The organism is Rhodospirillales bacterium (assembly GCA_018666775.1).
In the GTDB taxonomy this organism is placed as follows: domain Bacteria; phylum Pseudomonadota; class Alphaproteobacteria; order SMXQ01; family SMXQ01; genus JABIXC01.
On record JABIXC010000007.1, the window covers coordinates 95,320 to 120,759 of the forward strand.

Sequence of the window (25,440 nt, forward strand, 5' to 3'; positions counted from 1 at the left end):
TGCTAACCGTTGGGGTTTTTGGGATCCCCGTGATGGCCTTCGGCCACCAAAGCCGGCGGCAAACCGGTCCCAAAAATCGCCCTGAACAGCTTCTTTGTTTTCCACTTCATTAACTGCCAGATCCGAACACCCAGCAGCAAGAAGCCAATAACCCCGTGCTTCCCGTACATGGGTTTCCACCGCCAGGGGACGGAATAAATACTGACAAAGCCTTCGTTTTGAAGTTCAACCAGATCTTCTGGTGTCAAGTCGCCAACGGTGGTCACGGCAGAGCCATAACGCCGGTATTCTGAAAAATCATCTGTATGCAACTTGATGCCATTTTCACCCGCAACAGCCATGCGGTGAAATTCTGTGCCCGGATAAGGAACGGCCACAGCCAGATTGGCCTGTTTGATCTCCTTTGAATCACGCAAGAATTTCAAAAGGCTGTGCACTGTTTTGGCACTTTCCCCAGGAAGCCCGATCATGACGGAATTGAGAACCTCAACGCCGTGCTTGTTCATGATTTGGTTGGCTTCCGTATAATATTTCAAGGGCACCTTCTTGTTCATGGTATCGCGAATGGATGGGTCCACGGATTCAAGGCCAAGAGACAAACGGATCAATCCGCATTCGGCCATGCGTTTAATGGTTGGATCATCTACCAAATTGGCGCGCGTGCTGCTTTCCCAAGTGAACTTCAGCCCTTCTTTTTCAATCAAATCACAAACTTTGAGAATGTGTTCTTTCTGGAACGTCAAGACGTCATCGACAAAGAAAATATGTTCAATGCCATAGTCATTAACGGCAATTTTCAATTCCTCAACCACGGATTCCGGGGAACGCCGCAGAATTCTGGTTGTGTTCAATTCCTTTGATGCACAAAAAATACACTTCCAGGGGCACCCGCGCGTGGTTTGCACCAATGAAAAATGCCGCCGACCCTCCAGGGTTCCCAGAAAATACTTTTCATGCTTGATAAGAGAACGATCCGGAATGGGCATGACATCAAATTCGCCTGTAAACACAGCCGTTTCATTAACCCTAATCTCGCCTCCATCACGCCAGATAAGGCCCGACACCGTGCTGAGATCACCACCGGTTCCCAGCGAATCCAGGAACGTTGCCAAATGTTGTTCGGCCTCGCCTGCATAAACGTAATCAAAGCACGGCAACATCGCCTTTTCCTTGACGATGGTGGCATGGGACCCGCCGATAATGATCGGCATATCCGGCGCCTTTTCCTTGATCGCCTTGGCTAGTTCGACCTGAACATGAAAAAACGGCGTGTATGTGGTCAACCCAATGATGTCTGGTTTTTCCGCCAAAACCGCATCGACCAATTCATCAACGTCCATATCATCAATGGCACCATCAATGATGAAAGCATCATGGCCCGCATCCTTGGCAATGGTTGCCAAAAGCGCAAGATTCATCGGCGGCCAGCTCGAATTGCTCCGGGCAAAATAGCCAAACAAACCGTAGGATTTTGTCCAGGAAGGATAAAGAAACCCAATTTTCACGCCCGATACTCCTTTGATGTGCTTGGCACATAACAACCGACACAAAAGACCATTAAGAAGACCCGCTCTATTACACCTATTCCAAGCACCCTTCTAGCACAGAAAAACTATTTGCATATAATAACTATTCGCAGCCTAATCGCGCCACAAATCTCTTCTAAATCCCCCTAAAACCCAATTGAGCTACCCTTTAAGGCCCATCGAACCCGGCCGATCACTAGACCAATTACGGTGTTATCCATGATGTTTGCGTTTGAGGGTATGGGATGCCATTCCTGTGACATGCTCTGAAGCCTTTGGCCCATAGGTCTTGTCAATCATGGCAAGATAAGCGGGATTGTTAAAATATTCATCGAAGGCTCGATCTCTGAAATCAAGGACCTCTTCCGCCCTTAAATGATTGGTCGGCAAAGGCTGGCATTCATAGGCATGCTGCGAATAGCCGATCCAGCCCGGACCACCCTGATCACTGGGCAAATGCCATTTTTTATCGCAAGCAACCTCATAAAGTTCGGACCCGGGATAAGCCATAGCAGAATAAAAATTAGCCCATTCCGTATTGAGGTGAAGTGCCATATCTAGGGTTTCGCGCATGCTTGCTTCGTCATCCTCAGGCAGGCCAAAGATATAATTTGCGTTGACCGCAATGCCATGTTCACGCACTCTTTCGACCCTGGCGATGATATCATGATCACCAAAGCGCCCTTTGGTCACATCATCGCGCACATGTTTGCTGGCCGACTCGATACCCACAGCCAGCCAATTGAAACCAGCCTTTTTCAGCTTCTCCAGAAACTTGTCCTGAATGGTGTCTATCCGGGCATAAGCCCAGAAATTAAGATCGTAACCCCGTTCAATGACATGATCACAAATTCCGATAACGTGGTTCTTGTTCAAAACAAACATTTCATCGGGAATCTTGATATTCCGAACACCGAATTTGGTGACCAGTTCATCAATCTGTGCAATGACATTTTCCGGACTCCAATACCGGATTCCTGCCCCGCCAAAAGGCGTATTGATACAGCAAAATGAACATTTGTAGGGACAGCCAAGGCTGGTTTGCAGCGAGGCGTAACTGCCCCGGCTATCAAGATCATGGAATGAATGCCAGTTATGTGCCCGATACCGGGACATATCCAGCAGTTCCCAGGCCTGACGTGGCAGCAAGGCATCAAGGTCTTTAAGTTTTTCCGCTTGGGGATTGGAGGCAACATCGCCATCACCATCGCGGTACCACAACCCAGGCACCGCTGAAAGATCCCCACCTTTTTTCAAAACAGTCACAAGCACCTCTACGGTCAGAGGCCCTTCCCCCTGGCAAACATAGGTATAGGGCTCTTCTTCAAGGGTTCGTTTTGGCAAAGCCGAAGGATGGGTCCCCATGACCAAGGTCGGGGTATCTGAAATTTCATTAAATGCGCGACACGTTTTTGTCCCCCCCGGCATACATTGGGTTGATGCCGAAGGCTGTTGCCCATAGATGACAAAAACCACAAGACTGGCATCAAAATCAGCGGCTGCCTTGGCAGTTTGCTCATGGGTATAGCCCTCAGCCTCGGCATCGATGATGCCAACACCAAACCCCCGGTTTTTCAAAAATTCAGCCATCAAACCCGACCATACCGGCGGCTCAATCGCTGCCAAATCGGTGGCCAAGCCTTGATAAACCTCAAGTCTGCTCGGCGGGGTGACAAAAAGAACGTCAAGTTTTTTCAAGGCTATCACGTCATATAATTGGTTATGGATTGGCTAAATGTATCATACAAGGCACGCCCTCAAACACATTTTTTTCCGCCGCAGATGGCCCCTTTTAATGAAAAAGAGCCCAAATGCCACACGAAAAGCGCGTTTAAAAAGGCCCCCGAAATTGGGTTTGATAGGTCAGTTTGGCCCGTTCAGGATCTGGCCCCCAATCACTGGGGCCATTGACCATCTGATAGGCCGCTTGGGCAATGGTTCCGGGATTGGGATAGAACACATCTTCCAAAACCGGGGTCGTCGGACAGGTCGTTGGGGCATACCCCATTCGTTTTACCTTAATGGGTACGCTATCGGGCCGTTCGACAACACCGGCGACGATTTCCGCACCGGCGCCACAGGTGGTCCAGGAATTATCAACGACAAGCAGTTTCCCTGTACGGAACGCCGATTTTGAAATCGTCTCCAGGTCCAGCGGCACCAACGATATCGGATCTATGATTTCGGCATCAATCCCCGCATCAGCCAGAATTTCTGCCGCCCGAACACATTCCATGAACATGTTCGAAATGCCAACAATGGTAACATCACTTCCCGGCCGCGCAATTCGGGCTTTGCCAAACGGCACCGTATAACTTTCTTCTGGCACTTCCGCATCAGTGTTATAGAGCAACCGGTGCTCGACAAAAATAACCGGATTGTTGTCACGGATTGCAGCAATCATGCAGCCCTTGGCATCATAGGCATTGGAGGGGGCAACAACCTTCAGCCCCGGCACATGCATAAACATGGAATATAGACCTTGGGAATGTTGCGCACCCTGGCCCCAGGATTTCCCAATCATACTGCGCACGACCAACGGCACCTTAACCTGACCATCGTACATATAATGGGCCTTTGCCGCAATATTGACCAATTGGTTCATGGCCAGCATCAAAAAATCCATTCGAATATGAACATGGATCGGCCGCATGCCAGCCATTGCGGCGCCGATCGCCACACCCGTCATTGCATCTTCAGACAACGGCGTGCCAAACACACGTTCTGGACCGAACTGTTCCAAAAGCCCCCGGGTCGAGCCCTGGATCGCCTTATGGTCATCAACATCAAGGCCAAAGATGAAAACGCTGGGATCAAGCGCCATTTCCTGAGCGAAGGCTTCTTGAAGGGCATCAACATACTGTAGAGAACGGCTCATCGCTTAATCCGAATAGATGTTATCAAAGACCCGTTCCAATTCTGGAAACGGGCTGGTCTCTGCAAAGTCGATGGCTTCTGCAACAAGCGCCTCAACCTCTGCGTCTATCCGTGTCCGATCCACTGCGGGCAACATTGCACCCACTTTTTCGACTTGGTCCGCTGCACGCCATTTTTCCATATCTTTTTCAGAACGATACCCCGCATCATAATCCTTATTCGGACCAACATGTTCGTACCAACGATAGGTTTTGCATTCCAGAAATCCCGGGCCGCCACCTTTGCGCATGGCTGCAATCATTTTTTCTGCTGCCCCATGAATGGCAAAAACATCAGAATCTTCGATGATCGTTGTGGGAATCCCATAGGTTTCGACGCGTTCAGATAGTTTATCTTGTGCCCAACGGCGCGTTGAAGGTGTGTGAATGGCATATCCATTGTTTTCACAAACGAACAGCACAGGCAATTTATGCAATGCCGCAAAATTGAGGCTTTCTGAAAACACGCCTTCTTCTGTGGCACCGTCACCAAAAAAGGCCGCAACCACCCGGCCCTTTCCTTCTTTTTGAAAGGCCAGTGCATACCCAAGTGCAATGGGGACGGTCGTCCCGACCACGGCAGACGTTCCCAAAACCATGTGTTCCATGTCAATCAGATGCATGGAACCACCCTTGCCGCCAGTGATGCCGCCAGACTTTCCATACAGCTCTGCGATCATGCGATTAAGGTTGCCACCCTTGGCGAGATAGGTCGCGTGCCCTCTATAGGTGCCCGATGCTGCATCATCTGCGCGAAGGGCCTGGCAAATACCAACCGCGACGGATTCCTGACCAATTGACAAATGGACAGGACTTTTAATTTTATCGCTGGGATAAATTTCTGCGATTTTCTCTTCGGCACGTCGAATGAGACGAAGAATGGAATAGGCCTTCTCTACATCCAATGACGGCACTACCGCATCCTTATTATTTGCACTCAATTTGAAAAATCCCCTTGGAAATACCCGGTTTAGGCCCTGGAAAGTTTGCTCGGAAAGTTTATTGTACTGCGCAGACTGTATACACACAATTACTACATAGGTATGGCCCCAATCCTACCTCATTGAAAACCAAATACACAATCCAACCTGCCCAACCTACCCAACCCGCCAATTGACAGACAATCATCCGTTAAGCGACAGCGCTGCCCGTTGACAAGGCCCCGGCTGCTCCCCATTCTAATCGCTGAGCGCAACCTCAAAAGCCTGGATCAGAAGCTTAATTGATGTCCCCATCCCCCATTTCCCCCTTAAAATCATTGTTTTCCTTCCGGCCGGGGCTCGGCACCGTCGCCGTTATTGGCGCGCTCACCTGGGTGTTTGGCATATGGGTGGGGCCATGGCTGATGCCGGTCCAGACCCCCTACACCTTGGCCGCAATCGATCACGAACATGAAATAGACCCCATGCGCCATGTGTTGGCCCTTAGTCGATCAGAGGGCGAGGCGGCGCCACGGATCACCCCACAAATTCGCACCATTTCTGTGCGGCGCGGCGACACCTTGATGAAAGTTCTGACCCGTGCCCGGGTTAATCGAAAAGAGGCCTATAAGGCCATTGCGGCACTGCGCAAGGTATTCAAACCCCGCGATTTGGCACCGGGCACCAAACTGGAAATTGCTTTTCTCCCCCTAAGCGATGCCGCCGATGCACGGCGTTCTTTTCGGGGTTTTGAATTCAAACCCGATGTCGCAAAGACCGTTGCCGTCGCACGGTCTTGGGATAACCGGTTTGAGGCTTATGTCTCCAAAACAAAGCTGGTCCATTCCCAGGCCCGGGCATCGGGCACCATTCGCACCAGTCTTTATGTCGATGCTGTGAAAGCGGGAATCCCTGTGCCGGTGATTGTTGAAATGATCCACGCCTTTTCTTTCGATGTCGATTTCCAGCGTGATATCCATCCCAATGATGGGTTTGAGGTTCTCTTTGATCGGTTGCTAACCCCTGAAGGAAAATTGGCGAAATCAGGCGATGTCATCTATGCTACGCTAGTTTTAAAGGGAAAGCGCTATCCCCTGTATCGCCACCGCCTGCGCGACGGCACCCTTGATTACTTCAATCACAAAGGTGAAAGCGTGCGCAAAGCATTGATGCGCACCCCCATTGATGGCGCGCGCCTGTCGTCGCGATTTGGGCGCAGACGCCACCCCATTCTTGGCTATATGAAGGCCCATCGCGGGATTGATTTTGCAGCCCCCCGGGGCACCCCCATCATGGCCGCAGGTCGCGGTGTGGTGGTGGCAGCGGGGCGCAATGGGTCTTATGGCCTTTACGTCCGCATCCGCCACAACACAACCTATTCCACGGCCTATGCCCATATGCGGGGCATTGCGCGCAGCATCCGGCGCGGACGCCGGGTTCGCCAGGGCCAAACCATTGGCTATGTCGGAACAACAGGGCGATCAACCGGGCCGCATTTGCATTATGAAATTCTGCGCAACAATCGGCGCATCAACCCATTGGGGTTAAAATTACCAACGGGTCAAAAGCTTAAAGGTAAAAAATTAAAGCGGTTTATGGCGGCACGGCGCGAAATAGACAAAGCCTTCACGAACCTTGGAGAAACGGCATCAAGCCGGCCCTAATCTAGGCGGCATTGAGCCACCGGCAATCTGGGCGGCGACAGCCTGTTTCCCATTAATCAAAAGCCCGTCTTTGCCAGAGGTCACTTTGACCGTTTCACCATCTGCCACGGTGCCATCGAGAATCAGGTTCGCCAGCGGGTTTTGCAGGCTTTTCTGGATCACACGCTTCAGGGGGCGGGCACCATACACCGGATCATACCCGGTATCGGCCAACCAGCGCTGCGCGCCTTGATCCAGATCAAGGGTAATGTTGCGATCCGCCAAAAGTCCTTCCAGATGATGCAACTGAATGGAAACGATTGCCCCCATTTGTTCACGGGTCAGACGCTGGAACAGTAAAATCTCATCCAGACGGTTCAAAAATTCAGGCCGGAAATGGCCACGAACCACATCCATCACCGCTTCGCGCATGGCAACGGGATCATCATCTTCGTCTTCTACAGCAGTTGCTGCCATAAATTCAGAGCCAAGGTTCGATGTCATGATGATCAGGGTATTGGTGAAATCCACGGTGCGGCCTTGGCCATCGGTCAGACGGCCATCGTCTAATACCTGCAACAAAACGTTGAAGACATCGCTGTGGGCTTTTTCGATTTCGTCAAACAAAATCACCTGAAAGGGCTTGCGCCGAACCGCTTCGGTCAGCGCCCCACCCTCTTCATAGCCAACATAGCCCGGAGGTGCGCCGATCAGGCGCGCCACGGAATGTTTTTCCATATATTCCGACATATCGATGCGAACCATGGCGGCATCATCATCAAACATAAATTCTGCCAATGCCTTGGTCAGTTCCGTCTTGCCAACACCGGTCGGGCCTAAAAACATGAACGATCCAATGGGCCGGTGGGGGTCTTGTAACCCGGCCCGGGCACGCCGCACCGCATTGGAAACCGCCTCAATGGCCACTTCCTGACCAATGACCCGGGCACCCAAACTGTGTTCCATGGAAAGAAGCTTTTCACGCTCTCCTTCCAGCATTTTGTCTACGGGAATACCGGTCCAACGTGACACCACGGCGGCAATGGCTTCCGGGGTCACTTCCTCCTTGGCTGATTTCCCTGCTTCAACCGCTTCTTTGGCGGCCAGTTCTTTTTCAAGCTCCGGGATAACGCCATAGCTCAGCTCTCCGGCACGCGCCAGATCGCCTTCGCGCTCAACAATCTCTAGCTCAGAACGCGCATGATCCAGCTTTTCCTTGATTTTATGCGCCCCAGCCAGCTTTTCTTTTTCGGCATCCCACGTCGCCGTCAGCGCCAAGGATTGCCCTTCAAGGCCGGATAGTTCCGTTTCCAGGGCAACCAGCCGCGCTTTTGATGCCGCGTCATCTTCTTTCTTCAGGGCTTCACGCTCGATCTTTAACTGAATGATGCGACGATCCAGCTCGTCAATTTCTTCAGGCTTTGAATCCACCTCCATGCGCAGCCGGCTGGATGCTTCATCCATCAAATCAATGGCTTTATCGGGTAAAAAACGATCAGAAATATAGCGGTTCGACATCGCAGCCGCCGCAACAAGGGCAGAATCTGAAATTCTGACCCCATGGTGCAGTTCATATTTTTCCTTCAACCCACGCAGGATTGAGACCGTATCCTCCACCGTTGGTTCACACACCAAAAGCTGCTGGAAGCGGCGCGCAAGGGCGGCATCCTTTTCGATGTGCTTGCGGTATTCATCCAACGTGGTAGCGCCAACACAATGCAGCTCGCCGCGCGCTAGGGCCGGTTTCAGCATATTGGATGCATCCATGGAACCTTCAGCCGCACCTGCCCCCACCAGGGTGTGTAATTCATCGATAAACAAAATAATCTCACCTTCGGCGGCGGTGATTTCCTGCAACACCGCCTTCAGGCGTTCTTCAAATTCACCCCGGAATTTTGCACCGGCAATCAATGCACCCAGATCAAGGCTCAGCAGTTTTTTATGCTTCAGGCTTTCAGGCACATCCCCCTTGATGATGCGCAGCGCCAGGCCTTCGGCAATGGCCGTTTTGCCAACACCAGGCTCACCGATCAAGATCGGGTTATTTTTGGTGCGTCTGGATAAAATTTGTATGGTGCGCCGGATTTCATCATCGCGGCCAATAACCGGGTCCAGTTTTCCGTCGCGCGCCGCCTCAGTCAGATCGCGGGCATATTTTTTCAAGGCGTCATAGCTGTCTTCTGCCGTCGCACTGTCGGCGGCGCGCCCCTTGCGCACATCTTCAATGGCCCCATTCAGATTCTGGGGTGTCAAACCACTGTCGCTCAGAATTTTGGCCCCATCCGTTCCCACGGCCATGACAAGGGCCAACAAGATACGCTCTGCCGTGACAAAACTATCGCCTGATTTTTCAGAAAGTTTGGCAGCGTTTTCAAGAACGCGCCCCAATTCCTGACCAATGAAAAACTGGCCCGAACCTTCTACCTTTGGCCGGGCTGATAACGCCGCTTCTGTCGCTTTCAATGCCGCCTTCGGATCAGCGCCAGCCTTGGTCATCAGATTGGCAGCAAGACCTTCTTCGTCTTCCAACAACACCTTCAAAAGATGTTCGGGCGCCATTTCCTGATGCTTGCTGTTTACAGCAAGACTTTGGGCGGACTGCATAAAGCCACGTGAACGTTCTGTAAATTTTTCAAAGTCCATAATATGGCCCCCGACCTAGATCCTTCGCGCCAAAACATATACAGCGCGATTACAATGAAACCGTTAACCCCTTAAATAAATGGGTATAATTTATATGGGAACGAATCAGAAAAAGACAAGAGGAAGGGTGATTATTTCGCGGTTATTCGCGGTTTTTCAAGAATAACCATGGCTTCTTTCACGGTGAATACACCATCATCAAGGTTTGAAAACAATGCATTAAACGTGCTGCGATCAGATGGCGTGCAATCGCGAGGCAACACCGAAGATAGGGTTACGTTGAACCCTGCATCTTTCATAATTGCTTCCACTTCGGAGCATTGCAATCGATTGGTATAGAAACCAGAGCGCTGTGAAAACCACGGCGCTTCCCATAATTTTTCCGCAAACCGAAGATTATTATAGTCGCCCCCAAGATGATCCCTGAAATCAATCATGTGGGGACTGATGCCTCCGGGCTTCAAAATGCGAAAAAATTCAACCATGATCGGAAAAAATTGTTCTTTTGGAACATGCTCCAAAACCGCATTTGAAAAAATAAAATCGCACGCATCATCGGGAATTTTTTTTAGACTTTCTAACCCATCTTCCAAATAGGCCGTATCGCACAAATTGATGAGCGTCTGCACATTGGGCGCTTTTCGAAGCTGCCCAAGACCGGCATCTGGGGTTTCTTCTGAAAGCCTGACCAGAAGTTCACTGTAAATAGACAAGTTTTGCGATGCATAGGAGCCTGCATCCACCAGCCAACCAAATTTGGCACCTCGGGCACGGCCAATCACGGCGGATGAAAGGGTGTCACCGGGGCCGAGTTCAAGGAAGGTAAATCCCGGCGGGGGGTTTCCGGCTGCCTCGTAACAACGATCGAACACCCCTATGGCATAATCAGAATCCAGCATGCCACCGGGCCGAAAAAGGCCAATCATTTGCCATATCCGTCCACCCACCGGCAGGCGCGCCAAAATAACTTTGGTGGCAATCTTGAACCACCAGGGGAACAGCGCTTTAAAAGCCTCTAACTTGCTTAGATTTTCCATTTTTCTTTCCACGCCTGAAACATCAAAATCGTCCATAATCGGTAAGACCAATTGCGCCGCCCTGAAAGGTGTTCCTGCCAATGAGCGCTGACCACATCGGCATTCAAAACCCCTTCATTTTTCAATCGCTCATGTGACAGCAAGGTTTCCGCCCAATCGCGCAATGGGCCTCTCAGCCAATCCCCCACCGGAACGCCGAAACCCATCTTTGGCCGATCTACCAATTCACGGGGAACATGGCGGTATAAAATCTGGCGCAAGGCCCATTTTGAAACACCCCCCCGGCGTTTAAACGAAGGATGCATCCGCCAGGCATGTTCCACCACCCGGTGATCCAGCAACGGCACGCGGGCTTCAAGCGCCACCGCCATGGATGCCCGATCCACCTTTGTCAGGATGTCATCGGGCAGGTAGGTCACCGTATCAAGGTATTGCATACGCGAGAGAAAATTGGGGATATCCCCCCTCAGGGTGTCATCAAAAATGGCTCCCTGAATTTCCGATGCGCCTGGCACCAGAACATTTGGTTCTGACCATTGCGCACAGATGGCCCGATAAACGGCATCATCATCACATGCCTGCAAAACCCGGGAAAGTTTTGCCAATTTATCGCCAAGTGCCGGCGGGCGAAACCGGATGGGGATAGGGCGGGAGAAGGTATCCCAGGCGCCTGGGGGCAAAGCCCCGATCATGGACCCAAGGGCGCGCCGCAAAACCGGCGGCACGAACCCAAGCCTGGCCACCCCGGCAAGGCGGTATCGATCATAGCCCGCGAATAATTCATCGCCGCCATCCCCCGACAACGCCACTGTCACGTGTTCACGGGCAAGCTTTGATATCAGAAAGGTTGGAATGGCACTGACATCGGCAAAGGGTTCATCATGCATCATTGGCAAATCAGGGATAACCGCCCGGGCATCATCGGGGCGCACGGTCAATTCCGTATGATCTGTCCCTAAATGGGCAGCAACATCGCGGGCGTGATTTGCCTCGTTGTAATCGGCTTCATCAAAGCCAATGGTAAAGGTTTTAACCGGGGCGGTGCTTTCGGCCTGCATCAAGGCAACGACGGTGGACGAATCAATCCCCCCTGAAAGAAATGCCCCCAACGGCACGTCGGAAACAAGCCGGCAACGCACGGCTTCGCGCAATTGGGCTTCCAGTGCATCCAGAGATGCTCCCTCATCAACCACCTTTCCCTGTGTCGTTTGAGAAACAATGGCGCGCAAATCCCACCAAGTATGGTCATTGGCAACCCCATCCACACCAAATTCAAGCATATGGCCTGGGCATAATTTATAGACATTGCGATATATGGTGGCAGGGGTGGGAACGTAGCCATGGCGAAAATAGGAAGCCGCCGCATCCCGGTCCAGTTCCCCTTTGAATTCAGGATGCGCCACCAGTGCCTTTAACTCGGATGCAAACATAATGGTCCGCCCCATGCGGCCCCAATATAGCGGCTTTATGCCCAACCGATCCCGGGCCAGAAACAGTCGGCGTTCACGTTTATCCCAAAGGGCAAATGCAAACATGCCGACAGCGCGCTTTAGCGTTTCTTCCACGCCCCACCAGGCACAAGCCTCCAGCAGGATTTCTGTATCGCAGAGGCCGCGAAGTGTTGGCCCACCCGAAGCTGCAAGCGCACCGCGAAGCTCTTCTGCATTATAAATTTCGCCGTTATAGGCAATGACGAACCGCCCATCATTCGATGCCATAGGCTGGGCACCAGTGGCGCTTAAATCAATTACCGCAAGACGCTGATGCCCAAGAGCAATGCCCCCCGCCCCATCGGCCCAGGTGCCAGCACCATCGGGACCACGATGCGATAAGGTTGCCGCCATTCCCTTCACAATGTGTTCAAGCGCGCCTTTAGGCTGGCCACGAGCGAGGTCAAAAAATCCGGCAATGCCGCACATTTATGTCACCTTTCCCTGTTCAGTGACCTTGTCATAAAGCGCACGATATTGATCCGCGATGGCCTTGATCGAGTATTTTTGTTCCATGGCTTGACGGGCATTGCCGCTCAATTTTTCGCGGGCTTCCTGAGGCAAGCAAAGCAATTCCAACATGGCCCCTGCCAACGCATCGGGATCTTCGGGGACAACAATTTTTCCGTTTTCACCCACGATAGACGCAGAATCCCCAACATCTGTGGCCGCCACAGGAATGCCTGTCGCCAATGCTTCTCCGATGGTGTTGGAATACCCTTCCCCAAAGGCTGAAGAGGACACAGCAACATCAAGCGATGCCGTCAACCGGGGGATATCATTACGAAGTCCCAACAGATACACAGACCCTGACAAGCCAGCATTCCAGATCAGTTTACGCAAATGAGAATTAGTATTTTTGACGCTTGTCCCACACATCACGAATTTCACATTGGGCTGGCGTTCATGTAACAGGGCGGCAGCACGCAAAAAAGTGCGGTGGTCCTTTTGTGGATTAAATCGAGCGAACAAGCCAACCAATGGCGCATCCAATGGTGCTTCAATCTCTTTTCGAATTGTTTGACGGGCGGCGGGATCTGGATGAAATCGGCGAAAGTCAAACCCGTTGGGAATGACCGTCAGCTTGTCGGTGCAATAACCCATGGCTTCGTGAATATGGCGGGCCGATTGTGAAACACAAAGAATGCTATCTGGCAGCCAGTCCGAAGTCTTCGCGCCCAACCAAGCGGATAAAAAAGCACTTTTTTTACTGTGCCGGGGGTCAAGGTTTGACTGACGCAAGCCCCAAATAAGTGGTATTTTTTTGACCCCGGCTGCCGCAGCGATCCCCCCCAGAAAATTAGCATGATACATCCAAGTTTGGATGACATCGGGCTGGGCTGCTATGATTTTTTTTCTAAGACGGTTTAATTTCCAGAACATACTGGGTCCGACCGACATGCCAAGACTGGTCACCGGAATACCCAATTTGCGAATGGGCGGGCCCATGGGGCCCGGTTTTGAAAGAGAAATAACCTCCGCGTCGGGAGAACCAGGCCCAGATTCTTTAAACTGCGTCAGCAGCTTTAGAAGCATGGCTTCCGCGCCACCAGCCTCTAACCCGGTTATGATGTGAAGAACCTTCAAAATGCGCCCAAGCCCCACCCAAATCTCAATTGTCTGTTACACGCAGTTAAGCGCTGCGCCAATGATTAAGCTTGCGCTTAATCTAAGCCCTGGCGCGGTATTGGACAAGAATTCACCGCTATAAAAAACGTTACGCAGCAGTGCTGCCGGTGTCGGTTTCTTTGCTTTCATCGGCAGCATGGCGTGCCGCACGGGTGCGTCGGGATGGCCGGGGTTTTGCTTTCGGCTTTGGCTTGGCGGCCCCATCATCGGCTGCTTGATCAGCCCCATCACCATTGTCCGTACCATTTTCCGAAATTTCCCGGATCAGTTCTGATGGAGAGACAATTTTGGCAGCATCTGGCTGATCCCCGTCTTCGGCCCTATTGGCCTCAGTTGTTGCAGGCGGCGGTGCGGCTGGTTCGGTAGCACCATTCACCTCAACAGGTGGCTGAGAGGGCTTATTGGGCTGTTGCTGTTGCCCCTGATTCTGGCCCTGATTCTGATTCTGGCCCTGATTCTGATTCTGGCCCTGATTGGGCTGATTGCCGCGATTGGCCTGATTGGCCTGGTTGGCCTGGTTGGCCTGCAACTGGGCATTCATGGTTCGGTAGTAATGTTCTGCATGCTGAAAATAGTTTTCAGATGCAACCCGATCCCCTGCCATTTGTGCATCACTGGCCATGGCCAAATACTTTTCATAAACCTGGCTCGCGTTGCCGCGCACCCTGCCTTCGGGGCCAGTGGAATCGTAAGAATGGTTTCTGTTGTTGGATGGCTTGTTATTGCGACCCTGCTGTCGTCCACGGGGTCTTTTTCCGTTCGATACTTGTCTCATGCGGTATGACAACTTTTTTTGTGGTTGTGAGTTATCTGACTTGTTGGCTCCCCTCACCTTCGGCATTACTTAAGGTTTTGCCGAAACAACCCAGACCCCAATTCGGATCCGGTGCCGCCACAATGTGGCTAGACTTTCCAGGATGGGAGCGGCGCACCCAGTGCGCGTACTCAACGTCCGCAAAACTAGACGGGAATCCCCGCTTTTCCAACCTTTTTTTTCACTTTTATTCCCCCCGGCTCTACCCCACGGTTTTCAAGGGGGTTTATAAGGGAAAGTGCCCTTTCAATGCCTGCCAGATCAGCCCGTGAGCGGTGCGCAACAAGACCGAATTCTTCAAATATCGCCCTGACAGGCCCCCCTTGGCCCGCACCCAATTCGATAACCGAAACCCCGGATGGGCCTAAAAGGTCGCGTATTTGCGGGGCAATGGCACGGTAAGCATCCAAGCCCTCCGGGCCTGCAAACAAAGCACGCGCCGGATCATGGTCGCGCACATCGGCCGCCAAAAGGTCGCGATCCCCGTCTGCAATATAGGGCGGATTGGAAACAATCAGATCGAATGGACCATCAAGTCCCTCACCCCAATTCCCGCATTGGAACCGAACCCTGCCATCAAGGCCAAGCGCTTTGGCATTGGTCTCGGCAATTCTGAGAGCCCCTTCGGCACAATCGATGCCAAGGCCAACCGCATTGGGGTATTCCGACAACAAGGCCAACAGCAAACAACCACTTCCTGTCCCAAGATCAAGGATGGAAAATGTTCGGTCATGATCTTGAATTTCTGCCTCAACGGACTCGACCAACGTTTCCGTTTCTGGTCTTGGCACCAGGGTATCGGGACCAAGGGAGAATGAAAGGCTCCAAAATTCCCGTTCGTTGATAATTCTGGCAACCGGTTCATGGGCCAAACGACGATCAACGGCATTGTTAAATTTTTTGATGTCGCCAGACACAATTTCCATATCGGGATGGGCCACCATTGCTTCGCGAGCCAACCCAAGAACCCCAGAAGCCAATGCCCTTGCCTCCATGCGGGGGCCTTCGAACCCGCCAGCGGCAAAAGCCGCACTGGCATTTTGCAAAAGGGCTTCCAGGGATTGTGTCATTTCAAGGCGGCCAACCGGCTGGCCTGATCTTCGGCAATCAGGGTTTCAATCACTTCATCCAGCCCTTCACCAACAATGATCCGGTCCAGCTTGTGCAGGGTCAGGCCGATCCGATGATCGGTGACCCGCCCTTGGGGATAATTATAGGTGCGGATGCGTTCAGATCGATCCCCCGTCCCCACCTGGGATTTACGATCTGCGGCGCGTTCGTCATCGCGAAGCTGGCGCATATGATCATAAAGACGGGCGCGCAAAATTTTCATCGCTTTAGCCCGGTTCTTGTGCTGCGATTTTTCATCCTGCTGGGACACCACAATGCCCGTTGGCAAATGGGTGATGCGCACGGCAGAATCCGTTGTGTTCACCGATTGCCCGCCGGGGCCAGATGCCCGAAACACATCAATCCGCAATTCCTTTTCATTGATGTCCACGTCCACTTCTTCGGCTTCTGGTAAAACAGCAACGGTGGCCGCAGAGGTATGGATGCGGCCCTGGGTTTCGGTTTGGGGCACCCTTTGAACCCGGTGGACCCCGGATTCAAATTTCAACCGCGAAAACACGCCATTGCCCGATATCGATGCCGTTGCATCCTTATAGCCACCCCGGTCTGTTTCTGATGTTTCCATCACTTCAAACTTCCAGCCACGAAGTTCGGCATAGCGCTGATACATTCGGAACAAATCGCCGGCAAACAATGCCGCTTCGTCACCGCCGGTTCCGGCCCGTACTTCTAGAATTGCATTTCGCTCATCGGCTTCATCCCGGGGCAACAATGACAATTTAATGGCATCTTCAAGGGTGGGGATGCGCTGTTTAAGCGCTTCGAACTCACCTTCGGCCATTTTGCGAAGATCATCATCTTCGCCCGCATCGGCAATCATGGTCGCCAGTTCGGAAATTTCAGCTGTGGCTTCCTTCCATTCCCCAATGCGTTCCACAACGTCTGAAAGATCCGAATATTCCTTTGAAAGCCGGACCAGTTCAGTGGACGGCAATTCGGCACTATCGGCAAGCTGATCCGCAATCCCGGCATGATGCGCCAATACCTGATCCAGCTTTTCTTCAAATGCCGGTCGCGTTGACCCTGTTTTTTTATTGTCCACACTCACGCGTTCTCTCCTTAGGCCCTGCAGGCCTTTCTAATCTTTGTCTTTTTCAAGGCCAAAAAGCCTGGAAAGCAGCTCGGCTTCGGGAAGGGATTCCCCATCATCGACAGAACCACCCATTTTCCGAAGGGCCCGGTATGGGCCATGTAACAGGCGGTTAATTAACAGCTGCGTTGCCTCTTGGGCAGTGACGTCCGGATTTTCCGCCAAAATTTCAGCGCGCATGGCTTCAAAATGGCCTCGAAGCGCCACCACCAAAGGGGCCGCCATGCGAACCGCTTCGGCTTGCATGAAATTTTCAACCGCGTCATCAACAATCAAACGCGCCTCAATGGCGGCACGGGTTCTTTGCTCTTGGCCCTTGAGCGCAATGCGCTCCAGATCATCAAGGGTAAAAAGATAGGCGCCATCAAGTTTCCCCACGGCACTGTCTACATCCTTTGGCACGGCGGCATCCAGAAAAAACATCGGCTTAAACCGGCGTTTTTTCAAAGCACCCGAAACGGAACTGGCCATGATGATGGGTTGTGCACTGCCGAGCCCTGATAGAACAATGTCGGTTTCCGCCAAAACATCACCGATTTCGGCCATCCCCAGCACATGCGCCCCAAGGCGCCGGGACAGGGCATCGGCCCGAGGGGCCAACACATCCACAACCGTTATATGACGCAACCCCTGAAGGCGTAATTTTTCCACGACCGGAACATTGATATCCCCGGCACCGATCAAGAGCGCATGGGCATCTTCATAATGGCCCACGACATCCCGTGCTGCCTGACACGCCGCAGCCGCCAGGGAAACGGCACTTTCACCAATCGTCGTTTCCGTGCGCACCTGTTTGGCAACGACATAAGAGCGTTCAAAAATTCTTTTTAAACCCGAACCAAGACACCCCGCACCATCCGCTTGGCGCTGGGCTTCTTTGACCTGACCCAGAACCTCCGATTCCCCCACCACCTGGCTTTCAAGGGAGGCCGATATTGCAAAAAGATGAGAAAGGGCATGGGGGCCTGAAAGGCTAAAACTGCCGTCGTTCAATTCAGCCGCAGCCATCCCCGTGGTCGCTGCAAAAACGGTCCTAAGGCGCTGCTCCACACTGGTTGGGTCCATATCAAGGGCAACAATTTCAACCCGGTCACACGTCGAAAGCACCACCACATTCCCAAAACCGGCCGCAATTAAACGGCTATAGAATGCTCCCAGCGCATCTTCAGGGATAAACAATTGGTCCCGCAATCCCTGACTGGCGGTGTTGTGATTGAACCCGACAACAACCAATTGATCAAAGATGGTGTCTATTGGGGCGTTAGTTGCAGAATCGCTGCTGGATGCCATAGCGTCTCTTTTCCGGGCCAATCCCTTATCCGGGAACTTTGGGGGCAAGCCGTTCAAGCAACCCATCAAGGGCAATTTCGGTTTGTTCGCCTGAATCCATATCGCGCAGTGTTGCTACGTTTCGGGCCAATTCATCTTCGCCCAGGATCAGCACATATGCCGCATTAAGCCGGTTTGCCCGTTTCATGCGACGGCCAAGATTGCCTGAAAACCCAAGCTCCACCGCACATCCACCGTGGCGCAATTGATGGGTGATTTTAAGGGCTTCGGCCTCTGCCTCTGCGCCAAGGGGAATGACCACGATGGGGCGCGGCATTTCTGCGCTGCCCTCTACCAACATGGCCAAACGTTCAATGCCCGCAGCCCAGCCGACGCCCGGCGTTGCAGGCCCCCCCATGGTTTTCACCAACCCGTCATACCGCCCGCCGGCCAATACCGTGCCTTGGGCCCCGAGCGCATCGGTGGTGAATTCAAACGCCGTGTGACAGTAATAATCAAGCCCGCGCACCAGTCTTGGGTTGAGGCTGTATTGAATAGAAAGCGCATCCAACCCTTCGCGAACCGTTGCAAAGAAATCAGCTGCTTCGGCGCTTAAGTGATCATCAAAGACCGGTGCATCCGCAACGATGCGTTTGTCGCCTTCATTTTTTGAATCAAGAATGCGCAACGGATTGCGTTCCAATCTGGCCTGGCTGTCTTCAGACAGATCATTTTTATAATCGGAAAAATAGGCAACCAAAACATCCCGGTACGCCGTGCGACTGGCCTGATCCCCAAGGGTATTTATTTCCAGAACCGTTTTATCCAATATCCCCAGATTTTCCAGAACATGCGCCCCAAGCGAGATCACCTCTACATCCCCCAGAGGGGTAGGCACCCCAAGAAGTTCAACGCCAATCTGGTGGAATTGACGCAACCGGCCTTTTTGGGGGCGTTCATGGCGAAACATGGGCCCATGATAAAAGAACTTCAACGGCAGGCTTTGGCCCAAACCGCCCGAAATCAACGCCCGGGCAATCCCCGCCGTGCCTTCGGGACGCAACGTTAGCTGATCGTCGGAACGATCCGTAAACGTGTACATCTCCTTGGTAACAATATCGGAGGTATCCCCAAGGGTGCGCTTGAACACTTCGGTGAATTCAAAAATTGGCGTCGCCATTTCCTGATACCCGTAATGCGCACCAAGATCACGCGCCGTCTCTACGATGTAGCGGTGGCGCAGGCTCTGTTCGGGCAGAATATCGTGGGTGCCGCGAACCGGCTGTAATCCAGACATATATCCCGCCCCTTAACCTGTTGCCTTGGCCGAACCGGCCGCAGCATTATTCTTTGATTTGTTCTTCAAAACCGTATCTTCCGTTTCTTTATCAATTTTTATAGCGCGGGCCTCAACCAATTCAACAATGTGATCGATTAATTCCACTTCGGAAATTTTGTGATCCGGCGTGCCCGCCATGAAAACCATATGGGTGCCATTGCCACCCCCGGTCAGGCCGATATCGGTTTCCCGTGCCTCACCCGGACCATTCACCACACAGCCAATGATCGATACTGTCATGGGGGCCGTGACATGGGCCAAGCGTTCTTCCAATTTTGCCACCGTCTCAATCACCTGAAATTGCTGACGGGCACAACTGGGACAAGCAATGATGGTGACCCCCTTGTGACGCAGGCCCAGGGATTTCAGAATTTCAAAGCCCGCGTGAACTTCTTCTACAGGGTCTGCTGCCAGGGAAACCCGGATGGTGTCGCCGATCCCGGCACGCAACAACCCGCCAATGCCAATGGCCGATTTGATGGTACCTGTGCGCAAGCCCCCGGCCTCTGTAACGCCAAGGTGAAGGGGGTAATCACACAGTGCGGCCAGTTGTTCATAAGATTTCATGGCCAGAAAAACATCCGATGCCTTGACCGAAATTTTAAAATCAAAAAAATCATTGTCTTCAAGAATGCGCATATGATTTTGAGCACTTTCTACCAATGCCTCTGGACAGGGTTCCCCATATTTTTCCAGGATGTCGCGTTCCAGCGATCCCCCATTAACCCCAATCCGGATGGAACAGCCATGATCCTTGGCCGCCTTGATCACTTCGCGCACACGGTCCGGTGACCCAATGTTGCCGGGATTAATGCGCAGGCACGCCGCCCCGGCATCGGCCGCTTCGATGGCGCGCTTATAGTGGAAGTGGATATCGGCGACGATGGGAACATCGACCGCATTGATGATGGCGCCAAGTGCGGCTGATGATTCTTCATCGGGGCATGAAATGCGGACAATATCGGCACCCGCCGCTTCCAATTGGCGAACCTGGGCAATGGTCGCTTCAATGTCCGTGGTCGCCGTGTTGGTCATGGACTGGACGCTTATGGGCGCATCCCCGCCAACGGCAACAGACCCGACATGGACTTGCCGGGTTTTGCGTCGATTAATTTCACGATAAGGCCGAATGCTCATGATAAGTCCCAAATCGGGGGGCAAAATAAAATGCAATTATGATGGCTCTATAACTGCGCCCTTGAGATAAAAAAATCAAGGAACCCCCCGGTATTAGACCACAAAACTGCCAGGGGTATGGGAGAAACCCTAAGGTGCGGGGGCCGGGCCTTTACGCAGATTATCAGCATCCAGTGAAACACCGCGACGCACCGCCCCAAAGGGACCAATGGGCGGAACAACCGTCCCATCAACCAGAATTTCAAGCGCGCCCGCGTTCCCGGTCATCAGCTGAAGCCCTTTTGTCGGGGGAACCGCATAGGAATCACCGGCACGCAGGATGCGGGTCATCACTAAATTCCCGGACTCATTGCGGATTTGAATCCAGCTATCCGTCTTCGCCCGCACGACAATCTTTGAAGAAACCTCAACTGGCACCACAGCCGGAATCTGGGCAGGGGTTTTGGGTTTTACCGATGCCACGGCCGGTGCCGGGATAGCCTTTTCAGCCACGGCCTTTTCAGCCGCAGCTTTCTCGGCGGCGGCCTTTTTAGCCACAGCTTTTTCAACCACAGCCTTTTCAGCGGCAGCCTTTTCTATGGCGATTTTCTCGGCGACAGCTTTCTCAGCAGCAGCCTTATCTACGGCAATTTTCTCGGCGATCGCTTTTTCGGCTGCGGCTTTATCAACAGCGATTTTTTCCGCAACGGCCTTTTCTGCGGCGGCTTTATCAACAGCGATTTTCTCCGCCGCAGCTTTTTCAGCGGCAGCTTTATCAACAGCGATTTTCTCCGCAGCTGCCTTTTCGACAGCACCATTTTGGGTGGCTGACTTTTTCACTTCAGGCTTCGCAGCTTTTGGCTTTTCGGCTTTGGGTTTTTCAGCGATCGTTTTGGGCACTTCCGGCACAATATTGGCCGTCCCCGAACCGCCGATATTCAAAGAATACCAAAGCCCATACGCCGTCCCTGCCAGAACCAGAGAAACAAGAATGATCCCACCACGGGGAATGCGACTTTCCGAAACCGGTTCCGGAAAAACAAGATCCGATTGAGGGACAGCCCCTGCAAGCTCCTTTTTGAAAAGGCGCACGGCTTCTTCACCATTAAGACCCAAATATTCGGCATAACTGCGAAGGAATCCGATGGCATATGCCGGACCTGGCAAACTGTCCAAATCATCCCGTTCCAAAGCATCAAGATAAGATTCCCTGATCCGAAGGGTGCCGGCCACATCGCTAAGTGCCAGATGGTTGGCCTCACGGCAATTGCGCAAAAGTTCGCCGACCAGCGCCTTGCCCTCATGGACAAGTTCAAATCCATCGGGCCGTTCAGAAATATCGACGTCTTCCCCATCACCCGGGGCACCAGATGCCGGTTTTCCGAATAAAGACCCTTTTTTCTTAACTGGCTTCGCCATATCACCCTTTCGCGGGAATGAGCACCCAACCTGAAACGCAATGCCTTGCTTACGCCCGCCAGGAAAATAATTCGTTAACCTATAAAAAGCTTTGTTAACAAATATTTGCACCAAAGCCAATGGGATTCCCCAATGCTATCATGTGACCGGCACCCCATGATCACGGGCAAAGGCCCGCAGCTTGTCACGCAATGAATGGTCAGAACCCGTCATCAGGGTTTTCATGTAATTCTGCAAGGGACGAAGACGCAGTCCCCTGATCATGGTTTTGACCGGCCCCACGGCATTGGCATTCATGGAAATGGACCGAAACCCGAGCCCGATTAATGCCATGGCTTCAAGGGGTCGACCCGCCATTTCCCCACATAATGACAAAGGCACCTCTGCCTTGGTGGCGGCCCGAGACAGATCCTGCAACACATTAAGGATGGCCGGGGAAAGGGCATCGTATCGTTCTGCGGTGCGCGGGTTGCCCCGATCTGTCGCAAACAGGAATTGCATCAAATCGTTGGACCCCACCGATAGAAAATCAACCCTTTCCATCAAGGCTGGCAGTTGCCAAAGCAACGATGGGACTTCAACCATGGCCCCAACCCGGAGTGTCTTTGGCAAAATGCCGCCCGCATTTTTTTCCCGGACAAGCTCCATATCCAGAACCTTGCGTGCCTGATCAAATTCAGCAACTTCGGCAATCATCGGAAACATAATCGAAAGGGACCTGCCATTGGCGGCACGAACCAGCGCGCGCACTTGCTGGCGCAACATGGCGGGACGGTCAAGGGCAATGCGGATGGCGCGCCAACCAAGGGCCGGGTTTTCACCAGATTCATGTTCGAAATAGGGTAATGCCTTGTCACCCCCAACATCGAGGGTACGAAACACCACGGCGCGGCCTTCTGCCTGATCCAGAATGTTCCGATACAACCCGGTCTGGGCTTCGACATCAGGATATGCCGCACGGACCATAAATGGAATTTCCGTTCTAAACAGGCCAATGCCATCCGCCCCGGTCACATGAAGCTGGGGCACATCGAGCTCTAGGCCCGCATTGATATTAAGCGACACCCGAACCCCATCGAGGGTTTCAGCAGGCAGGTCCCGAATTTTGGTAAATGCCTGTCTGCGGGCGGCCCGCATCTTCAGGGTGTCAAAAAAACTGTTTTGCACGTCTTCGGAAGGCCGCACAAACACCTGGCGGTTATCCCCATCAACGATCACGGGGTCACCGGAATCAACCTTGGCAAACAATTCCTTCACCTGCCCCATGACAGGAATATCCAGGGCACGGGCAACAATGGAAACATGGGACGATGAAGACCCATCTTCCATGATCAACGCCTTAACTTTGGCAGTGTCATAATCAAGCAGTTCAGCAGGCCCCATGGCACGAGAAACCAGCACAACATTATCGGGCAGTTCTTCTTCGCCACTGCCCTGAACACCCCCGGTCAGCTGGACCAGAAGCCTGCGGGCAAGATCTTCAAGATCATCAAGGCGTTCGCGCAGATAGGCATCTTTGATCTGGCTCATGCGCATGCGGGTGTTTTCACGAATTTTCTGAACGGCGGCTTCGGCTGTCAGGCCTGAGCGAATGGCTTCCCGTGTCCGTTCAATCCACCCGGTATCCGCCGCAACCATCCGGTAGGCTTCCAAAACATCACGGTGTTCCCCGGTGGGTGCCAGATTTTGGGTATCGAAAATACGATCAAGATTCTGATGGACGGCGGTAACGGCATCTTCAAGACGCACCAGTTCACGATCGGGGTCTTCGGCAACGACTTGGCGGATAACCACATCGGGGCGATGGATGACTGCCACGCCCATGGCCACACCCGCATTTAAGGGCACCCCATCAAGACGGATCGGCAAGGATGCATTGCCTTCCGATGGCGCACGTTCATGGGGATTAACCAACGCGCCGCCCGCCACAAGTTCCGCCAATGCCATGGCTGTGATTTGCATGGCCTCTACTTCTTCATCGGAATAATTCCGTTCATTCTGATTCTGAACCACCAACACCCCCGCCACCCGGGCAGAATGCAAAATGGGCACCCCCATCAAGGAACGATAGGCATCTTCACCGGTTTCGGGGCGATACACAAAAGCGGGATGGGTTTGGGCATCAGACAGTGCCAAAGGCTGGGCATGGGCGGCAATTTCACCAACCAACCCTTCACCAACGCGAAGACGGGTTTGATGCACGGCGGCCACATTCAGGCCCTTGGTTGCGAACAGCTCCAGCACTTCACCTGCACGCAGGATATAAACGGAACAGACCTCTGCCTCCATGCCATTGGCAATCAGGGTCACAATTTTATTTAGTTTTTTCTGAGCAACGGCCTCTCCGGCCATAACGTCCCTGATCCGCCCCAGAAGCCTGCGGGGCCCCGTTGCGGTCGAGACAGTCTGCATTATCCTGAAGCCTCTCGGCGAAGACGGGCCATCAGCACGTCATAGGCCTGATGCACCAGTTCTTCAATGATGTCAGAACAGGGCTGTTCTTGGGTGACCATGCCAACCGATTGGCCGGCCATCAGCGAGCCATTTTCCACGTCACCATCGATCACGGCACGCCTGAGCGCGCCAGCCCAAAACTGCTCGATCTCAAGCTGGGCTGCTTTCTGATCCATCTTGCCATCCCTGAAATCTGCAATCACTTCCCTTTGCCGTTCCATAAAGGCATCAGTTGCCTTGTTGGTGAGTGCGCGCACCGGGATCACCGGGAATTTCGGGTCAAGCTGGACCGAGAGCACCGCATCACGCGCCGGAGCACGGATAAAGGCCTTTTTAAAATTTTCATGGGCAATGGATTCATTGGCGCACACAAACCGGGTGCCGATTTGCACCCCGGATGCCCCCATTTCAAGATGAGAAACAATGGCCTCACCCCGGCCGATGCCACCGGCCACAAAAATTGGAACTTGCGTAATCGTCGGCAGAATTTCCTGAACCAGAACCGATGTTGTAACCGGGCCAATATGGCCACCCGCTTCCATGCCTTCGATCACAATGGCATCAACCCCAAGACGCACCAGCCTTTTGGCAATGACCACGGCAGGGGCAAAGCAGATAACCTTAATGCCTGCATCTTTCAGCCGCGCAATCCCTTTGGAGGGTGGCAAGCCACCGGCCAGCACCACATGGCTGATGTTGGCTGCAATACATTGATCAATCAACGCATCAAGTTCTGGATGCATGGTAATCAGATTAACCCCGAATGGCTTATCGGTAAGGCTTTTGGTCCCCTCAATCTCTGCGGCCAGCAGGTCTGGGGGCATGGCACCACAGGCGATCACACCAAAGCCACCGCCATTGGAAATGGCAGCCACCAAATTGCGCTCCGATACCCAGCTCATGGCACCGCCCATAATGGCATACCGGGTCCCGAGAAAATCGCTGCCCCGGTGCCAAAGCGCCTTCAGTTCTGCTTCGGCCTGCGACTGATCCATTGCGCCATCC

The 25,440-nt window shown here is 52.8% G+C and carries 18 protein-coding genes; 1 reads left to right on the forward strand and 17 read right to left on the reverse strand.

What is annotated here, in order from left to right; genetic code table 11:
* Positions 1-2 precede the first annotated feature (2 nt).
* The 4 genes from HOJ08_02720 to HOJ08_02735 form a co-directional block, all read right to left on the reverse strand.
* On the reverse strand, positions 3-1,505 hold the full coding sequence (locus HOJ08_02720) for a B12-binding domain-containing radical SAM protein (GenBank protein ID MBT5672352.1): 1,503 nt from the start codon (positions 1,503-1,505) through the stop codon (positions 3-5).
* A gap of 234 nt (positions 1,506-1,739) precedes the next feature.
* Complete coding sequence (locus HOJ08_02725) at positions 1,740-3,224, reverse strand: radical SAM protein (protein MBT5672353.1); 1,485 nt, start codon at positions 3,222-3,224, stop codon at positions 1,740-1,742.
* Positions 3,225-3,357: 133 nt separating this feature from the next.
* Positions 3,358-4,404 (reverse strand): alpha-ketoacid dehydrogenase subunit beta, encoded by a 1,047-nt coding sequence (locus HOJ08_02730; protein MBT5672354.1) that lies wholly within the window; start codon positions 4,402-4,404, stop codon positions 3,358-3,360.
* 3 nt (positions 4,405-4,407) lie between these two features.
* Positions 4,408-5,355 (reverse strand): thiamine pyrophosphate-dependent dehydrogenase E1 component subunit alpha, encoded by a 948-nt coding sequence (locus HOJ08_02735; GenBank protein MBT5672355.1) that lies wholly within the window; start codon positions 5,353-5,355, stop codon positions 4,408-4,410.
* 311 nt (positions 5,356-5,666) lie between these two features.
* On the opposite strand from HOJ08_02735, the gene HOJ08_02740 reads away from it, so the two are divergent.
* Entirely contained in the window at positions 5,667-7,025 is a 1,359-nt protein-coding gene (locus tag HOJ08_02740; GenBank protein MBT5672356.1) for a peptidoglycan DD-metalloendopeptidase family protein, read from the forward strand.
* Here HOJ08_02740 and clpB read toward each other — a convergent pair.
* From clpB to HOJ08_02805, 13 genes are all read right to left on the reverse strand, one after another.
* The gene (clpB, locus tag HOJ08_02745; GenBank protein ID MBT5672357.1) at positions 7,011-9,647 is read right to left on the reverse strand and encodes an ATP-dependent chaperone ClpB; all 2,637 of its coding nucleotides are present in this window, start codon (positions 9,645-9,647) and stop codon (positions 7,011-7,013) included. The genes HOJ08_02740 and clpB overlap by 15 nt on opposite strands.
* A gap of 131 nt (positions 9,648-9,778) precedes the next feature.
* A complete protein-coding gene (locus HOJ08_02750) occupies positions 9,779-10,684 on the reverse strand; it encodes a methyltransferase domain-containing protein (protein MBT5672358.1) in 906 nt (301 codons plus the stop codon).
* Positions 10,672-12,603, reverse strand: a complete 1,932-nt coding sequence (gene asnB / locus HOJ08_02755) for an asparagine synthase (glutamine-hydrolyzing) (protein MBT5672359.1) — start codon at positions 12,601-12,603, stop codon at positions 10,672-10,674. Before asnB ends, HOJ08_02750 begins: the two co-directional genes overlap by 13 nt.
* Positions 12,604-13,761, reverse strand: coding sequence for a glycosyltransferase (locus tag HOJ08_02760; GenBank protein ID MBT5672360.1), 1,158 nt, complete (start codon positions 13,759-13,761; stop codon positions 12,604-12,606).
* A 130-nt stretch (positions 13,762-13,891) separates the two neighbouring features.
* On the reverse strand, positions 13,892-14,578 hold the full coding sequence (locus HOJ08_02765; GenBank protein MBT5672361.1) for a DUF4167 domain-containing protein: 687 nt from the start codon (positions 14,576-14,578) through the stop codon (positions 13,892-13,894).
* A gap of 185 nt (positions 14,579-14,763) precedes the next feature.
* Positions 14,764-15,687 (reverse strand): peptide chain release factor N(5)-glutamine methyltransferase, encoded by a 924-nt coding sequence (gene prmC / locus HOJ08_02770; GenBank protein ID MBT5672362.1) that lies wholly within the window; start codon positions 15,685-15,687, stop codon positions 14,764-14,766.
* Positions 15,684-16,742, reverse strand: coding sequence for a peptide chain release factor 1 (gene prfA, locus HOJ08_02775; protein MBT5672363.1), 1,059 nt, complete (start codon positions 16,740-16,742; stop codon positions 15,684-15,686). The genes prmC and prfA overlap by 4 nt, the downstream gene beginning before the upstream one ends.
* A gap of 84 nt (positions 16,743-16,826) precedes the next feature.
* Complete coding sequence (gene hemA, locus HOJ08_02780) at positions 16,827-18,128, reverse strand: glutamyl-tRNA reductase (protein ID MBT5672364.1); 1,302 nt, start codon at positions 18,126-18,128, stop codon at positions 16,827-16,829.
* 25 nt (positions 18,129-18,153) lie between these two features.
* Positions 18,154-19,404, reverse strand: a complete 1,251-nt coding sequence (locus tag HOJ08_02785; protein ID MBT5672365.1) for a histidine--tRNA ligase — start codon at positions 19,402-19,404, stop codon at positions 18,154-18,156.
* A gap of 12 nt (positions 19,405-19,416) precedes the next feature.
* Complete coding sequence (gene ispG, locus HOJ08_02790; protein ID MBT5672366.1) at positions 19,417-20,583, reverse strand: flavodoxin-dependent (E)-4-hydroxy-3-methylbut-2-enyl-diphosphate synthase; 1,167 nt, start codon at positions 20,581-20,583, stop codon at positions 19,417-19,419.
* A gap of 129 nt (positions 20,584-20,712) precedes the next feature.
* Complete coding sequence (locus tag HOJ08_02795; protein MBT5672367.1) at positions 20,713-21,981, reverse strand: DUF4115 domain-containing protein; 1,269 nt, start codon at positions 21,979-21,981, stop codon at positions 20,713-20,715.
* Between the two features lie 138 nt (positions 21,982-22,119).
* Positions 22,120-24,393 (reverse strand): phosphoenolpyruvate--protein phosphotransferase, encoded by a 2,274-nt coding sequence (gene ptsP / locus HOJ08_02800; GenBank protein ID MBT5672368.1) that lies wholly within the window; start codon positions 24,391-24,393, stop codon positions 22,120-22,122.
* Positions 24,393-25,430, reverse strand: coding sequence for a 2-nitropropane dioxygenase (locus HOJ08_02805; GenBank protein MBT5672369.1), 1,038 nt, complete (start codon positions 25,428-25,430; stop codon positions 24,393-24,395). The genes ptsP and HOJ08_02805 overlap by 1 nt, the downstream gene beginning before the upstream one ends.
* Positions 25,431-25,440 lie beyond the last annotated feature (10 nt).

Excerpts from the sequence above, each read along its gene's own strand:
- ispG (MBT5672366.1), bottom strand. The coding sequence starts at position 20,583 with ATGAGCATTCGGCCTTATCGTGAAATTAATCGACGCAAAACCCGGCAA.
- HOJ08_02765 (MBT5672361.1), bottom strand. The coding sequence starts at position 14,578 with ATGAGACAAGTATCGAACGGAAAAAGACCCCGTGGACGACAGCAGGGT.
- asnB (MBT5672359.1), bottom strand. The coding sequence starts at position 12,603 with ATGTGCGGCATTGCCGGATTTTTTGACCTCGCTCGTGGCCAGCCTAAA.
- HOJ08_02750 (MBT5672358.1), bottom strand. The coding sequence starts at position 10,684 with ATGGAAAATCTAAGCAAGTTAGAGGCTTTTAAAGCGCTGTTCCCCTGG.
- prmC (MBT5672362.1), bottom strand. The coding sequence starts at position 15,687 with ATGACACAATCCCTGGAAGCCCTTTTGCAAAATGCCAGTGCGGCTTTT.
- HOJ08_02795 (MBT5672367.1), bottom strand. The coding sequence starts at position 21,981 with ATGGCGAAGCCAGTTAAGAAAAAAGGGTCTTTATTCGGAAAACCGGCA.
- HOJ08_02785 (MBT5672365.1), bottom strand. The coding sequence starts at position 19,404 with ATGTCTGGATTACAGCCGGTTCGCGGCACCCACGATATTCTGCCCGAA.
- ptsP (MBT5672368.1), bottom strand. The coding sequence starts at position 24,393 with ATGCAGACTGTCTCGACCGCAACGGGGCCCCGCAGGCTTCTGGGGCGG.
- hemA (MBT5672364.1), bottom strand. The coding sequence starts at position 18,128 with ATGGCATCCAGCAGCGATTCTGCAACTAACGCCCCAATAGACACCATC.
- HOJ08_02805 (MBT5672369.1), bottom strand. The coding sequence starts at position 25,430 with ATGGATCAGTCGCAGGCCGAAGCAGAACTGAAGGCGCTTTGGCACCGG.
- HOJ08_02740 (MBT5672356.1), top strand. The coding sequence starts at position 5,667 with ATGTCCCCATCCCCCATTTCCCCCTTAAAATCATTGTTTTCCTTCCGG.
- HOJ08_02730 (MBT5672354.1), bottom strand. The coding sequence starts at position 4,404 with ATGAGCCGTTCTCTACAGTATGTTGATGCCCTTCAAGAAGCCTTCGCT.
- clpB (MBT5672357.1), bottom strand. The coding sequence starts at position 9,647 with ATGGACTTTGAAAAATTTACAGAACGTTCACGTGGCTTTATGCAGTCC.